The organism is Amycolatopsis suaedae (genome assembly GCF_004214935.1).
GTDB classification, from domain to species: Bacteria; Actinomycetota; Actinomycetes; order Mycobacteriales; family Pseudonocardiaceae; genus Amycolatopsis; species Amycolatopsis suaedae.
Genome location: NZ_SFCC01000017.1, coordinates 49,069 through 62,698, shown reverse-complemented (window position 1 = coordinate 62,698; position 13,630 = coordinate 49,069). Strand labels below are relative to the sequence as shown.

Below are 13,630 nucleotides of genomic sequence, written 5' to 3'. Positions count from 1 at the left end.
CCGGCCGGAGGGGCTTGACATTCGCGGAGGGGTAGTGAGCGAGCTTGAGGTGCTGCCGCAGGCGGCACTGGAGGGGCTGGGCACGCGGCCGTTCGGCGTGTACGTGCACGTGCCGTTCTGCGCGACCCGCTGCGGGTACTGCGACTTCAACACCTACACCGCGGGCGAGCTCGGCTCGGACTCCTCGCCGGCGTCCTGGCTGGACGGCCTGCGCCGGGAGCTGGACCTGGCCGCCCGCGTGCTGGGCGGCCCGCCGCCCGCCGAGACGGTGTTCGTCGGCGGCGGCACGCCGTCGCTGCTGGGCGCGGACGGGCTGGCGTCGGTGCTGGACGCCGTGCGGTCGTCGTTCGGCCTGGCCCGGGGCGCCGAGGTCACCACCGAGGCGAACCCGGAGTCGACCTCGCCGGAGTTCTTCGCCGGCATCCGGGACGCCGGCTACACCCGGGTGTCGCTGGGCATGCAGTCGGCCGCCCGGCACGTGCTGGCGGTGCTGGACCGGGTGCACACGCCCGGCCGTCCGGTGCTGGCGGCCATCGAGGCCCGTTCGGCCGGTTTCGAGCACGTCAACCTTGACCTGATCTACGGCACGCCGGGGGAGCGGGTGGACGACCTGCGGGCGTCGCTGGACGCCGTGGTCGCCGCGGAGGTGGACCACGTGTCGGCGTACTCGCTGATCGTCGAGGAGGGCACCGCGATGGCCCGCCGGGTGCGCCGTGGCGAGCTGCCGATGCCCGACGAGGACGTGCTGGCCAGCTACTACGAGCTGGTCGACGAGGTGCTGACCGCGGCGGGCCTGCGGTGGTACGAGGTGTCCAACTGGGCCCGTTCCGAGCGGGACCGCTGCAGGCACAACCTGGGGTACTGGCGTGGCGGCGACTGGTGGGGTGCCGGTCCCGGCGCGCACAGCCACGTCGGCGGGGTGCGCTGGTGGAACGTCAAGCACCCGGCCCGGTACGCGGCGATGCTCGCCGAGGGCCGCTGGCCCAGCGCGGGCAGCGAGGTCCTCACCGAGGCCGACCGGCACCTGGAGCGGGTCATGCTGGAACTGCGGATCGCCGAGGGCCTGCCGCTGGACGCGCTGGACGCCGACGGCGTGCGGGAGGCGCGTGCCGCCGAGGCGGAGGGGCTGCTGGCGCTGGCAGGCGGCAGGGCGGTGCTGACCGACTCCGGCAGGCTGCTGGCCGACGGCGTGGTCCGGCGTCTGGTGGGCTGATCAGGGGACCAGTTCGGCCAGCCGGGCCCGGAAGTGCGGGCAGTGCAGGAAGTCCTCGCTGGTGCACTCCAGTGCGTGCCCGACGAGGTCGCGTGCCGCCTGCGCCTCGGCGATCCGGCGGGTCAGCTGCTCGTGGTGTTCGCGCAGTGCTGTGCGCCGGTCCGCCGGGTCGTCGGCGTCGAGCACCCGGCGGATCTGCGGCAGCCCGAAGCCGAGCCGCTTGCCCTGCAGGATCAGCGCGATCCGGACCGCGTCCGGCTCGCCGTAGCGGCGGCGGCCGCCCGCCGTGCGGGGCGGGGTGAGCAGGCCGACGCTCTCCCAGTGCCGCAGCACGTTGGCAGGCAGGCCGAACCGGCCGGCCAGTTCGCCGATGGTGTACTCCGGGCTTGACTTCATGTCGACATGAACTCACAGGCTGGCGGACATGTCGACAACGGAACGTTTTCTCGCCGCCATGGACTCCTTCGAACGGCACCCCGCCGTCACACACGCGCGGCTGCGCTCACACGACCTGCTGGCACTGGAGCCGGGCGACACCGTGGTGGACGCCGGCTGCGGCGCGGGCACCGCGGTCGCCGAACTGGCCGCGCGCGGGGCGCGGCCGGTCGGCGTCGACCTCAGCGAGGAGTTCGTCGCCGAGGCGCGCCGTCGGCACCCGGGGCTGGACGTGCGGGCGGGCGACGCGCTGCGGCTGCCGCTGGCCGACGGCGCCGCGCGCGGGTACCGGGCGGAGAAGCTGCTGCACGGCCTGCCCGACCCGGCCGCCGCCGTCGCCGAGGCCGCACGGGTCCTGGCGCCCGGCGGGCGCGTCGTGCTGCTCGGCCAGGACTGGGAGCTGATCGCGCTGGACTCCGACGATCCCGGCACCACGGCCGAGGTGCTGGCCAGGCAGGCGGCCACGGCGCCCTCGCCGAGGGCGGCCCGCGGCTACCGCGGGCTGCTGCTCGACCAGGGGTTCACCAATGTCGAGGTCGAGGTGCACACCGCGGTGTTCACCGGGGCCGCCGGTCTGCCGGTGGTGGAGTCGGCGGCCGTGCTGGCCGGTGGCTCGGACCGGGTGCGGCGGTGGGTCGAGGAGCAGCGCCGCCGGGTCGAGCGGGACCGGTTCCTGCTCGCCGTGCCGCTGTTCCTGGCCAGCGCCACCCGGCCGGGCTGAAGGCCGGAGCACGTGAAGGCCACCTTCACCACGTCTCACGTGATGAAGGTGGCCTTCACGAGCTTGACCCGGGCCGGAGTCGCGCGATGTGAACCGGCGTGCCGGACAGTGGGACCCGGTGGGCGGGAACGGACAACTCGCGGGTCCGGAATGGTCGACTCGCGGGTCGGGAACGGTCGACTCGCGCGAACGGGCCGCTCACGCGGGCGACCGGCACCAGGTGAGATCCGGCGTCCACATCGTGAGTTCTGCGCTCACGCATGCGAGTTCTGCGTTCCGGGCCACGAGTTCTGCGCTCGGGACCACCACTCACCCCGCCGGACACCGACTTTGCCGGAACCCCGCCAGAGCACGTGAAGGTGGCCTTCACGAGCTGTGTGCCAGGCCGGACAGGAACACATCCAGCGTGAACTCGAACCGCTCCGCCGCGGTCTGGCCGCTGAAGTACCGGCCGACGGCGAGCATGTTCGGGAACACCTCCGGCGGCAGCGACCGCATGTACTCCTCGGTCTGCCTCCCGCGGGCCGCGGCCTCCTCCTGGCTCATCTCCCCGGAGGCCCAGACGGTGCCCTCGTAGGCGAACGCCTTGGTGTAGAGCGCGAGGGTGTCGAACGCGAAGGCGGCGCGCTTCTCGTCGAGGCCGCCGGCCCGCAGCAGCGCGATCAGCGCCTCGCCGTGCCGCAGCGCGTTCGGCCCGACCGGGACCATCGTCGCCCAGGCCACCTGGGCGATGCCGGGATGCGCCAGCATCACCCGCAGCTGGCCGCGCAGCAGGTCCCTGACCTGGTCGGCCCAGCGTGCGGGGTCGGGTTCGGGCAGGTCGACCTCGCCGAGGACGGCGTCGAACATCAGCTCGCGCAGCTCGTCCTTGCCGGAGACGTAGGCGTAGAGCGAGGCCGCGCCGGTGTCCAGTGCCTGGGCGACCCTGCGCATGCTCACCGCGTCGAGGCCTTCCCGGTCGAGCAGGTCCAGTGCCGTGCGCACGACACGTTCGCGGGACAGCGGCTGCTTGACCGTGCGGCGGGCCGGACTGCGCCAGGGCGGTTCGGGGAGTTCCACGGCGAACACTGTACTTGACGCGAACAGTGTTCGTGCGTAGAACGGTGTTCGTAAAACGAACACTGTTCGAGAGGATCGACATGAGCGACAGGGATGCGGTACTGGCGGTACTGGACGAGCTGGCGCAGGCGTGGAACGCCGGCGACGCCACGCGCTACGCCGCGGCGTTCACCGACGACGCCACCTACACCACCTTCTTCGGCCACACCTCGTTCGGCAGAGGTGAGATCGAGGCCGGGCACCGGCGGCTGTTCGAGGGACCACTGCGCGGGTCGACGATGGGTGCCGGGGACGGGATGGAGCCGTCGGTGCGGTTCCCCCGGCCGGACGTGGCGCTGGTCCTGGTCGGCGGCACGTCGGTGCTCGCAGGCCAGGAGCCCGACCCGGCGCGGGCGTCGGTGGTCAGCTTCGTGCTGGTGCGTGACGACGGGCGCTGGCGGGTCGCCGCGTTCCAGAACACCCGGCGTAGCCCGGTGCCCGCCGGGTGAGCGGGTGGCTCAGCCGGCCAGCGCGCGGATCTCGCCGAGCACCACCTCGCGGTCGGTGCCGAACGAGAACTGGGCCGTCCACACTGCGTCCAGCGCGGCACGCAGCGGATCCCGTTCGCCCGCCTGGAAAATGGCGGGCAGGGCGGCGGCCTGCCGGGAGAAGTTCGCGGAGCCGGGGATGACGGTCGACGGCACGGCCGGGTCGCCGAACAGGTGGTTCCAGACCCCGGTCTGATCGTCGAACGGTGCGGGCAGTGCGCCGCCGTCGTCCAGCGCGGCGAGTGCCGGCGCGACCCAGCCGACCCCGGTCAGCCCCGCGCCGTCGTAGGCCCGCCGGACCGCCAGCCGCGCGACCGCACGCTGAACCTCCGGGGCTGCGTCGGCGATCGCGTCGACCAGTCCCCGGTCGAGGGCGGCCAGCGGCTGCGCGTAGCCGCTGGCCGCCCGCAGCCGGTCGGTCGGCGGGCGGCCGCCCCAGTCGAGCACCTCCTGCTCCCTGGCGCGCCGGGCGTACTCCCGCTCCCTGGCCAGCGCGGCCCGTTCCTCGGCCAGCCGTGCCTGACGCCGCCGTTCGGCCAGTTCCTCGGCCGACGGGAAGTCGCGCACCGCGCCGTGCCAGTAGGCGGCGGTCTCGCCGGTCTGCCGCACCACCCGGTCCGGCGCCGGTTCGCCGGGCCAGAACTGCAGCAGGTACCGGTCCAGTCGCGGCTCGCCGTCCATCCTGGTGTCGGCGGCCCGCCCGGCATCCATCCCCGACGCGCAGTAGCGGACCCGGAGGCCGGCCAGGGGCAGGTCGAGGTCCCACCATGCCTCGCCTGCCCACTGGCACAGCCCGATGCGGGACGACGACGGCCGGAAGGACGCCTCGACGATCTCCTCCCACTCCGGGCCGGCCGGGGGCGCCTCGTCGTGCCATTCGACGGAGAACCCGACCTTGCCCGTGTGCAGGCCGGTGACCAGGAAGAGCGCCCCGGGCTCGGCCGCGCCGCACAGTCCGTTGCGCTGCCCGGCGAAAGCCTCGTGCAGACCGGCGATCAGTCCCTGGTCGCTCTGCACGTATATCTGTCCATAGTGGACCCAGGGTTCACCGCTGAACAGAATTCGCATGACGCCCCCCAGCTCGGTCTTCCCGCCGATCCTACTTCGACTCGACGGTGCCGGTGGTCAGCTCCTCGCACGCCGTCTGCCAGGCGGTGTCGCCGGGGGTGAACCGCGAGCGCAGGTAGGCGGTGGTGAGGCGGCCGACGGTGGCCACCCGTTCCGGGTTCTCGTCCGAGGTCTCGGCGGCGTCGTAACCGCTGATGCCGCCGAGCAGGTGCTCGCCGTCGAACAGGGTGAGCAGCGACTTCGGCGCCGGGGCGAGGTGGTACGGGTCGGCGTGCCAGTCCGGGCCCATGTCGGTGAAGTGCCGGGAGTCGTCCTTGTCGCCCGCGACGACCAGCGCGGGCGTGGCCATCGTGGAGAAGTCGATCGTCCGGAAGACGGGCAGCGCGTCGGCCATCGGGCCGTTCAGCACATCGCCCCTGCCGGGTGCGGCCAGCAGCACGCCCTGGGAGATCCGGGGCTCGGTGAGGTCGATCTCCTCGCCGTCGTCGGTGATCCGGGCGCCCAGCAGCAGGCTGGCGGTGAAGCCGCCGAGCGAGTGGCCCGCGACCGCGACCTTGTCCCGGGCCAGGCGTCCGGCGAGCCGCGGGACGGTGTCCTCGATGACGTCGAGCCGGTCGAGGATGTGGCTCATGTCCTCGGCGCGGGAACGCAGGAAGTAGGGCCCGTCGGGGGCGTCGCCGACCCGGTGGCGCAGGGTCGCCGAGCTGAGGTGGGTGGGCTGGAGGACCGCGAAACCGTGGGCGGCCCAGTAGTCCGCCAGCGGGGCGTAGCCGTGCAGCGACGACAGATGGTTCGAACCGCCGTGGCCGTGGGAGAGCAGCACGACCGGCAATCCGGTCCCGGTCGCGGGCGCGGAGACGCGCAGCTCGAGGTCCACCGGACGGCCGGGCACCGGCAGCACCACGGGGCTGTAGGAGAGAACGGGAGACATGGGGAGACCCTTCGATAAGCGGAACGCTTCTCCGCTTACGATACGGAACCATGTTCCGGTTATCAAGTGGAGAAGCGTTCCGCTTAATGCCGGCGGTCAGCCCGTGTAGCCGGCGAAGATCTTGGTGAACTCGTAGGTCGACTGCGGGATGCTGCTGCAGGTTGGCGACACGCCGCCGCCAGGGCAGCCGCCGTTGTCCCGGCCGACCGACCAGAACGCCAGGAAGCCGATCCGGTTGGCGCCGGCCCACTGCACCAGCTTGCGCGCGTGGCTCTGGTCGAAGATCTTTCCGTTGAAGTTGCGCCCGATCATCGGCGTGACCCCGAGCATCCGCTTGAGCTGGGCGTCGGACCGGTTCGGCCAGATCTCCTTGAGCTGCCGCAGGCTGCTCTCCGCCGCCGCGATGACCGCGTCGCCCCAGTTGGCCCGCGACGTGCCGAACTCCATCGTCATCGGGTTGACCTGCACCTCGACACCCTTGGCCGCCGCGCTGCGCAGCACGGTGATCGAGTACGGGTCCATGCCGTAGTCGTCGCCCTGCACCCGCATGGTGTAGCTGACCGACGTGCCGCGCTCGGCCTGCAGCCGGGCCAGCGCGGTGTTGACCATGTCGTGCGGGATGGTGGCTTCCACGTCGACGTCGAGATGGTTGCTGCCGACGGTGTCGAGCACCTTGCGGTACGCGGCCAGCAGCGCGTCGGCCGTGCCGCAGACGTGCTCCAGGTACGGGCCGGCCGCGCCGCCGGTGGCCACGACGACCTCGCCGCCCGCCGACTTCAGCGCACGCACGTCGTTGACGATCCGGGAGTCGTCGATCGGGATCGTGCCGCCCCACCGCGGGTCGCAGCCCGCGTGCGAGCCCAGTGCGAAGGCCAGCGTGAATCTCTTCTGGCCGGTCGCGGCGGCGACCGAGGCCAGTGACGGCTGGGCCATGGTGATGTCGATGTACGGTGCCGCGCCGGTGATCGCCGCCGGGCCGGCGGCGCCGGAGGTGGCGGGGACGGCGAGCGCCGTCATGAGCAGGCCGGCCGTGAGCGCGGCCAGCCGAGCGGTCGTCTTCATTGACGCCTCCCAACGGGGGAACAGGGATGCTCCGACCGTAAATGGGTCTGGACCAATTGAGAAGCCGCCGTAAGGGTCTGGACCAATTCGGATGCCTGGTAGGGCTGGCCCCACCGCAGGTCCGGGGGCGTGCGGTCGGGACCGCGCCCGGTTTTCCCGGTGGAATCGGGGCATGACAGTACGGATGGACATCCGGCAGCCCGCGACCCAGGCCCCCGCCGTCGCGCTGAGCGGTGTCAGCAGGCACTACGGGACCAAGCAGGCGCTGGTACGCGCACTGGACGACGTGACGGTGAGCTTTCCGGCGGGTTCGTGGACCGCGGTCATGGGGCCGTCGGGTTCGGGCAAGTCGACGCTGCTGCACTGCGCGGCCGGCCTGGAGCGGGTCTCGTCGGGCGCGGTGAGCCTGGCCGGCCAGGACATCACCGGCGCGTCCGACCGGGAGCTGACCACGCTGCGGCGCGAGCACGTCGGCTTCGTGTTCCAGAGCTTCAACCTCATCGGCTCGCTGACCGCGGAGCAGAACGTCGCGCTGCCGCTGAAACTCGCCGGCCGCCGGGTGTCCACACGCGACGTTCGCGGGGTGCTGTCCGGGGTGGGGCTCGGCGACCGGCTCAAGCACAAGCCGAAGGAACTGTCCGGCGGCCAGCAGCAGCGGGTGGCGATCGCCCGCGCGATGGTCATCCGGCCCGCCGTGCTGTTCGCCGACGAGCCGACCGGCGCGCTGGACTCCCGGTCCGCCCGCACGGTGCTGAACCTGCTGCGCGAGATGGTGGACACCGCGGGCCAGAGCATCGTGATGGTCACCCACGACCCGGCCGCCGCGGCCAGCGCCGACTCCGTGCTGTTCCTGTCCGACGGCCGCATCGTCGACCACGCCGTCGCGCCCACCGCGCGCGAGGTGGCCGACCGGCTCGCCACGCTGGAGGGCTGAGCCGATGCTGCGCCTGTCGGTCTCCACGTTCACCGAGCGCTGGCAGCTGTTCGTCGGCGCCATCCTCACCGTCTGCTTCGGGGTGGCGCTGGTCCAGTCCTCGCTGCTGATCCTCGTCTCCGCCGCCACCGCCGAGGCCCCGCCCGGTGTGCCGCCGATGGTGGCGGCCAGGATCGAGGACGGTTACACCGCCGCGCTGGCGCTGCTCGGCGTCACGCTCGGCATCAGCGTCTTCCTCGCCGTGTTCATCGTGGCGTCCACGTTCGCCTTCACCGTCGCCCAGCGCCGCCGCGACCTCGCGCTGCTGCGCCTGGTCGGCGGAGCCAAGCGGCAGGTGCGCAGGCTGCTGCTGTCCGAGGCGGTGCTGCTCGGGGTGATCGGCACCGTCGCCGGTGTGCCGCTGGGACTGCTCGCCATGCGGGCGCAGTCCTGGCTGCTGATCGAGCTGGGTTTCCTGCCGCCGCAGTTCCAGGCCCGCTGGATGGACTGGATCCTCGGCGTGTCCGCCGGGGTCGGTGTCGGGGTCGCGCTGGCCGGGGTGCTGGTCGCGTCCCGCCGGGCGTCGTCGGTGCGGCCCCTGGAAGCACTGCGCGAGACCGGCGCCGCGGTGCGGGTGATGACCGTGTCGCGGTGGTTCTTCGGCCTGCTGTTCCTCGCCGGTGCCGTGGCGATGGCGATCGTGGCCCAGGTCGCGGGTCCGGAGGGTGCCATCCCGCTGGCGATCAACTCGGCGCTGGCCGCGTCGGTGGGACTGGCCGCGCTCAGCCCGCTGGTGGTGCCGCTGGTCGGCAGGCTGTTCGGGCTGGTGCTGCGGGGTACGACGCTCGGCGGCCTCGCCGAGGCCAACCTGCGGCACGGGGTGCGCCGCAGCGCCGCGACGGCCGCGCCGCTGCTGGTGCTGGTGGCGCTGGTGATCGGCCAGCTGGGCACGATGTCGTCGATCGCCACCGCGTCGGAACGCCAGCAGGCCCGCAACACCGTCGGCGACCTGGTGGTGAACTCCACCGCCGCGCGGGCCGGGGCGCTGCGCGAGGTCGAGGGCGTCGAGCACGTCTCGACCGAGACCGCCGTCGCGGTGACGGCGACCCTCACCGAGGACCGGGGAGACGAGGACGAACGCACCAGGGACCGGGCGGGGGAGGCGGTGATCGTCGACCCGGCCGACTACCGGCGCACGCATCCGGCACCGGCGGAGGAGGGTTCGCTGGAGGCGCTGCGGGGCAACACGGTCGCCGTAGGGCCGGGCTCGGCCGGCGAGGAGGGCCTGGAACTGGGCGCGACCGTGCCGTTCACGGTCGACGGACGGCGGCTCGACCTGAGGGTGGTGGCCGTGCTGGCCTCGACGATGAACGGCGGCGTGGACTACGTGCTGCCCGCCGGGCTGGTCGCGTCGCAGGGGGACGCGACCAGCATCGTCTCCGTCGCGCCGGGGCTGCGCCCGGAGGACGTCGGGGCGCGGATCCAGGCGGCCGGGCTGGGGCAGGTCGTCACCGTGCCGGACCACCTGGCGGCCTCGGCCTCGGCGCAGCAGGACACCCAGGAGGGGATCATGGCCGTGGTCATGGGGCTGGGTGGCCTGTACGCGCTGATGGCGGTGATCAACGCCGTGGTCATCGCGGCCGCGGAGCGGCGGGCCGAGTTCGCCACCGCGCGGCTGACCGGGCTGACCCGGCGTCAGGTGGTCGGCGCGGCGCTGCTGGAATCGTGGGCGGTGACCGCGGTCGGGGTGCTGCTGGGCGCGGTGGCCGCCGCCGGGTCGGTCCTCGCCATGGCCAGCGCGCTCGGGGAGATCACCGGTGAGGCGGTGATCGACGTTCCCTGGCCGGTGGTCGGGGCGGTGGTCGCCGGCGCGTTCCTGGTGGTCGGGGCGACGAGCGTGTGGACGAGTGTGTCGGCCACCCGGGCGACCCCGGTCAGCCTGGTCGCGGCGAAGGAGTAGACCGAACGGGCGACGCGGGTCAAATTAGGTTAGCCTTGGTTCATCTGGTCCCGTCTTCGAGGAGTGACCGTATGGCTCGCAAGGCCAGGCCGCTGATCCGGTTGCGGGTGCTGCGCACCGAGCGCCTCACCCCGCACATGATCCGCGTCGTCGCCGGTGGCGGAGACTTCGCCAGCTTCGTTCCCAACGGGTTCACCGACGCCTACGTCAAGATTATCTTCCCAGTGCCGGGCGTGGTCTATCCCGACGAGTTCGACCTGGCGGCGGTGCGCGAGACCTACCCCCGCGAGCAGTGGCCCCGGCAGCGCAGCTACACCGTGCGCTACCACGACGCCAAATCCGGCGAGCTGGCCATCGACTTCGTCCACCACGGCGACGAGGGCCTCGCCGGCCCGTGGGCGGCGGCGCTGCGGCCCGGGGACGAGTTCCTGATCCTCGGCCCCGGCGGGGCCTACGCGCCCCGCGAGGACGTCGACTGGCACCTGCTGGCCGGTGACGAGAGTGCCCTGCCCGCCATCGCCGCGTCGCTGGAGCAGTTGCCCGCCGGTGCGCCGGGGCACGCGCTGATCCTGGTCGAGGACGCCGGGGAGGAGCAGGCCCTGGCCACCAAGGGCGACGTCCAGGTCACCTGGCTGCACCGCAGCGCCGGTGCCGACCTGGCCGCCGCGGTGCGGGCCCTGGAGTTCCCGCCCGGCACCGTGCAGGCGTTCGTCCACGGCGAGGCCGGGTTCGTCCGCGAGCTGCGCAGGCACCTGCTCGACGAGCGTGGCGTGTCCCGTGACCTGCTCTCCATCTCCGGCTACTGGCGACGCGGCGCCACCGACGAGGTCTGGCGCGTCGAGAAGGCCGCCGAGGCGAAGTCCCAGGCCTGACCGGACCCGACACGGTCCGGCGCCGTCCCAAGCACGTGAAGGCCACCTTCACCACGTCTCGCGTCAGGGCCCCGGCGAAGTCGGCGCTGGCTGCCGGCGGCGTGGGGTGGCGGGTGAGCGTTGATGCGGTTGTGACGCCTGGTGTGGCTGGGGCGTGTGGGTTCGGGTGAAGGCCGAGTTTCTGTCGTCTCATGTGGTGAAGGTGGCCTTCACGAGCTTTGCGGCGCCGGTGTCGCGGCCTTGGCAGTCTCAGTGGTCACAGCAGGCTCAGCAGGCTCGGTAGCCCCGCCGGTCACCACGAACGAGACCACCCCGGCGACCGGCGAACTCCCCCAATGTGGCATTGGGGGAGTTCAAGTACCCCAATGCCACATTGGGGGACCCGCGACAAAGCCACCCACACCGACTTTGCCGGGGCCCTGACATCTCACGTAATGAAGGTGGCCTTCACGTGCTTTGGAGCTCAGGTGACCAGCTTGGTGATCACCTCGTCGCCGTAGGCGGCCAGGGTCTGCTCCCGCTGGTCGTGCATGAGGTACAGGGCGAACTGGTCGACGCCCAGCTCCGCCAGCTCGGCCAGCCGGTCGACGTGGGCCGCCGCCGGGCCGGTCAGGCAGAACCGGTCGACGATCTCGTCGGGCACGAAGTCGGTCGACGGGTTGCCAGCCCTGCCGTGGTGGGCATAGTCGTAGCCCTGCCGCCCGCGGATGTAGTCGGTCAGCTCCCTGGGCACCGGACCGGAGTCGCCGTAGCGGGCCACCAGGTCCGCGACGTGGTTGCCGACCATCCCGCCGAACCACCGCAGCTGCTCGCGCTGGTGGGCCAGGTTGTCGCCGACGTAGGCGGGCGCGGCCACGCAGACCGCGATCCCCGCCGGGTCCCGGCCCGCCGCGCGGGCCGCGTCGCGCACGGCGCCGATCGTCCACCGGGCGATGGCCGGGTCGGCGCACTGCAGGATGAACCCGTCGGCGTGCTCACCGATCGTGGCCAGCGCCTTCGGGCCGTAGCCGGCCATCCACATCTCCAGCCGGCCCCCGTTGACCCAGGGGATCCGCACGACTGTGTCGCGCAGCCGCGCCTCCCGGCCCTCGGCCAGATCCTTCACCACCCGCATGCACTCGCGCACGGTCGCCAGCGTCGACGGCGGCATCCCGACCACCCGGTGCGCCGAGTCACCGCGCCCGATACCGCACACCGTCCGGTTGCCGTAGGTGTCGTTGAGCGTGGCGAACAGCGAAGCCAGCACCGACCAGTCCCGCGTGCCCGGGCTGGTCACCATGGGCCCGACCAGCAGCGACGACGTCGCCGCCAGCACCTGCGAGTAGATGACGAACGGCTCCTGCCACAGCACGCAGGAGTCGAACGTCCAGCCGTAGCGGAACCCTCGCCGCTCGGCCTCCACCATCAGCCGCACGACCTCCCGCGCGGGCGGGTCGGTCTGCAGCACCACACCGAAGTCCACCCATGCCTCCCTAGTTGAGGTACTGGCACAGGTCGCGGGACAGGAACTTCCCGTGGCCGGTGCTGCCGCTGAACCCGTCCGGCGAGACGACGACCCTGCCGCGGGAGAGCACGGTCTCCACTTTCCCGGTGATCTCCAGGCCCTCGTAGGCCGAGTAGTCGACGTTCATGTGGTGCGTGTCCGCCGACAGCGTCTGCGTGGCCTTCGGGTCGTAGATCACGATGTCGGCGTCGGACCCGGGCGCGATGACGCCCTTGCGCGGGTACAGCCCGAACATCCGCGCCGGCGTGGTCGCGCAGGTCTCCACCCAGCGCGCCAGCGACAGCTCGCCCGCGACCACACCCTGGTGCAGCAGGTCCATCCGGTGCTCGACGCCGGGCATGCCGTTGGGAATGGCCCGGAAGTCGTTCGCGCCCAGCTGTTTCTGGTCGTTGAAGCAGAACGGGCAGTGATCGGTCGACACCACCGAGAGGTCGTTGGTGCGCAGCCCCCGCCACAGGTCGGTCTGGTGGTGCTTCTCCCGCAGCGGCGGTGACGCCACGTACTTCGCGCCCTCGAAGCCCGGCTTGGCCAGGTCCTCGATGGACAGGTACAGGTACTGCGGGCAGGTCTCGGCGAACACGTTCTGGCCCTCGCCACGGGCCGCCGCCACCTCCGCCAGCGCCTGCGCCGCCGACAGGTGCACGATGTAGAGCGGCGCGCCGGTCACCTTCGCCAGCCGGATGGCCCGGTGCGTGGCCTCACCTTCCAGCTCCGGTGGCCGGGTCAGCCCGTGCTGTACCGGATCGGTCCGCCCGGCGGCGACGGCCTGCGCGGCCAGTTCGTCGATGGCGATGCCGTTCTCCGCGTGCATCATGATCGTCGAGCCGGTGTCGCGGGCCTTCTGCATGGCCAGCAGGATCTCGCCGTCGGTGGAGTAGAACACGCCGGGGTAGGCCATGAACATCTTGAAGCTGGAGACCCCGGCCGAGACGCAGCTCTCCATCTCCTTCAGCGTCGTGTCGTTGACGTCGGACACGATCATGTGGAAGCCGTAGTCGATCGCGCAGTTGCCGTCGGCCTTCTCGTGCCACTTGTCCATTGTGGACAGCAGTGAGGTTCCCTTGGCCTGCACGGCGAAGTCGATGATCGTCGTCGTCCCGCCCCACGCGGCGGCGGTGGTGCCGGTGGCGAACGTGTCGTGCGAGAACGTTCCGCCGAACGGCATCTCCATGTGCGTGTGGGCGTCGATGCCGCCGGGCAGGACGTAGCGGCCTGCCGCGTCGAGCACGGTGTCGGCGGCGTCGTCGGCGAACACGCCCGGCCGTGCGACGGCGGCGATCGTCTCGCCGTCGACCAGCACGTCGGCCGCGCTCGCACCGGTGGCGGACAGCACGGTGCCGTTCTTGATCAGCGTGCGCATGCCGA

Annotated in this window: 13 protein-coding genes; 6 read left to right on the top strand and 7 right to left on the bottom strand. The window is 72.3% G+C overall.

The genetic code is table 11. From position 1 onward, the window contains the following. The first annotated feature begins 34 nt into the window (after positions 1–34). Positions 35–1,213, top strand: coding sequence for a radical SAM family heme chaperone HemW (gene hemW / locus EWH70_RS29220; protein ID WP_240687294.1), 1,179 nt, complete (start codon positions 35–37; stop codon positions 1,211–1,213). On the opposite strand, the gene EWH70_RS29215 is transcribed toward hemW, so the two are convergent. After that, the gene (locus EWH70_RS29215; RefSeq protein ID WP_130478772.1) at positions 1,214–1,609 is read right to left on the bottom strand and encodes a MerR family transcriptional regulator; all 396 of its coding nucleotides are present in this window, start codon (positions 1,607–1,609) and stop codon (positions 1,214–1,216) included. Between the two features lie 28 nt (positions 1,610–1,637). Here EWH70_RS29215 and EWH70_RS29210 point away from each other — a divergent pair, with 28 nt between their 5' ends. Next, positions 1,638–2,369, top strand: a complete 732-nt coding sequence (locus EWH70_RS29210) for a methyltransferase domain-containing protein (protein WP_130478771.1) — start codon at positions 1,638–1,640, stop codon at positions 2,367–2,369. A gap of 366 nt (positions 2,370–2,735) precedes the next feature. Here the strand turns inward: EWH70_RS29210 and EWH70_RS29205 are convergent, their stop codons facing one another. Further along, positions 2,736–3,428, bottom strand: coding sequence for a TetR/AcrR family transcriptional regulator (locus EWH70_RS29205; RefSeq protein ID WP_130478770.1), 693 nt, complete (start codon positions 3,426–3,428; stop codon positions 2,736–2,738). 80 nt (positions 3,429–3,508) lie between these two features. Here EWH70_RS29205 and EWH70_RS29200 point away from each other — a divergent pair, with 80 nt between their 5' ends. Further along, on the top strand, positions 3,509–3,916 hold the full coding sequence (locus EWH70_RS29200; RefSeq protein WP_130478769.1) for an SgcJ/EcaC family oxidoreductase: 408 nt from the start codon (positions 3,509–3,511) through the stop codon (positions 3,914–3,916). Between the two features lie 9 nt (positions 3,917–3,925). Here the strand turns inward: EWH70_RS29200 and EWH70_RS29195 are convergent, their stop codons facing one another. The 3 genes from EWH70_RS29195 to EWH70_RS29185 all read right to left on the bottom strand — a co-directional run bounded on the left by EWH70_RS29195 (position 3,926) and on the right by EWH70_RS29185 (position 7,016). After that, positions 3,926–4,972, bottom strand: a complete 1,047-nt coding sequence (locus tag EWH70_RS29195) for a hypothetical protein (protein ID WP_240687293.1) — start codon at positions 4,970–4,972, stop codon at positions 3,926–3,928. Between the two features lie 82 nt (positions 4,973–5,054). Next, positions 5,055–5,954, bottom strand: a complete 900-nt coding sequence (locus EWH70_RS29190; RefSeq protein WP_130478767.1) for an alpha/beta hydrolase family protein — start codon at positions 5,952–5,954, stop codon at positions 5,055–5,057. A 96-nt stretch (positions 5,955–6,050) separates the two neighbouring features. Further along, positions 6,051–7,016, bottom strand: coding sequence for a chitinase (locus EWH70_RS29185; protein ID WP_130478766.1), 966 nt, complete (start codon positions 7,014–7,016; stop codon positions 6,051–6,053). Positions 7,017–7,188: 172 nt separating this feature from the next. On the opposite strand from EWH70_RS29185, the gene EWH70_RS29180 reads away from it, so the two are divergent. The 3 genes from EWH70_RS29180 to EWH70_RS29170 all read left to right on the top strand — a co-directional run bounded on the left by EWH70_RS29180 (position 7,189) and on the right by EWH70_RS29170 (position 10,761). Then, positions 7,189–7,950, top strand: coding sequence for an ABC transporter ATP-binding protein (locus tag EWH70_RS29180; RefSeq protein ID WP_130478765.1), 762 nt, complete (start codon positions 7,189–7,191; stop codon positions 7,948–7,950). A gap of 4 nt (positions 7,951–7,954) precedes the next feature. Then, positions 7,955–9,889 carry an FtsX-like permease family protein gene (locus EWH70_RS29175; RefSeq protein ID WP_130478764.1) on the top strand — a complete coding sequence of 645 codons (1,935 nt, stop codon included), beginning with the start codon at positions 7,955–7,957 and terminating at the stop codon, positions 9,887–9,889. 71 nt (positions 9,890–9,960) lie between these two features. Further along, entirely contained in the window at positions 9,961–10,761 is an 801-nt protein-coding gene (locus EWH70_RS29170) for a siderophore-interacting protein (RefSeq protein WP_130478763.1), read from the top strand. Positions 10,762–11,224: 463 nt separating this feature from the next. Here the strand turns inward: EWH70_RS29170 and EWH70_RS29165 are convergent, their stop codons facing one another. Both EWH70_RS29165 and hydA read right to left on the bottom strand, forming a co-directional pair. Continuing rightward, on the bottom strand, positions 11,225–12,223 hold the full coding sequence (locus EWH70_RS29165; RefSeq protein ID WP_130478762.1) for a TIGR03842 family LLM class F420-dependent oxidoreductase: 999 nt from the start codon (positions 12,221–12,223) through the stop codon (positions 11,225–11,227). 10 nt (positions 12,224–12,233) lie between these two features. Beyond that, on the bottom strand, positions 12,234–13,625 hold the full coding sequence (hydA, locus tag EWH70_RS29160) for a dihydropyrimidinase (RefSeq protein WP_130478761.1): 1,392 nt from the start codon (positions 13,623–13,625) through the stop codon (positions 12,234–12,236). Positions 13,626–13,630: the final 5 nt, after the last annotated feature.

What these genes read in the sequence shown, in the direction of transcription:
- EWH70_RS29180 (WP_130478765.1), top strand. Translation starts at nt 7,189, where the DNA reads ATGACAGTACGGATGGACATCCGGCAGCCCGCGACCCAGGCCCCCGCC.
- EWH70_RS29215 (WP_130478772.1), bottom strand. Translation starts at nt 1,609, where the DNA reads ATGAAGTCAAGCCCGGAGTACACCATCGGCGAACTGGCCGGCCGGTTC.
- EWH70_RS29170 (WP_130478763.1), top strand. Translation starts at nt 9,961, where the DNA reads ATGGCTCGCAAGGCCAGGCCGCTGATCCGGTTGCGGGTGCTGCGCACC.
- hydA (WP_130478761.1), bottom strand. Translation starts at nt 13,625, where the DNA reads ATGCGCACGCTGATCAAGAACGGCACCGTGCTGTCCGCCACCGGTGCG.
- EWH70_RS29210 (WP_130478771.1), top strand. Translation starts at nt 1,638, where the DNA reads ATGTCGACAACGGAACGTTTTCTCGCCGCCATGGACTCCTTCGAACGG.
- EWH70_RS29200 (WP_130478769.1), top strand. Translation starts at nt 3,509, where the DNA reads ATGAGCGACAGGGATGCGGTACTGGCGGTACTGGACGAGCTGGCGCAG.
- EWH70_RS29185 (WP_130478766.1), bottom strand. Translation starts at nt 7,016, where the DNA reads ATGAAGACGACCGCTCGGCTGGCCGCGCTCACGGCCGGCCTGCTCATG.
- EWH70_RS29190 (WP_130478767.1), bottom strand. Translation starts at nt 5,954, where the DNA reads ATGTCTCCCGTTCTCTCCTACAGCCCCGTGGTGCTGCCGGTGCCCGGC.
- EWH70_RS29175 (WP_130478764.1), top strand. Translation starts at nt 7,955, where the DNA reads ATGCTGCGCCTGTCGGTCTCCACGTTCACCGAGCGCTGGCAGCTGTTC.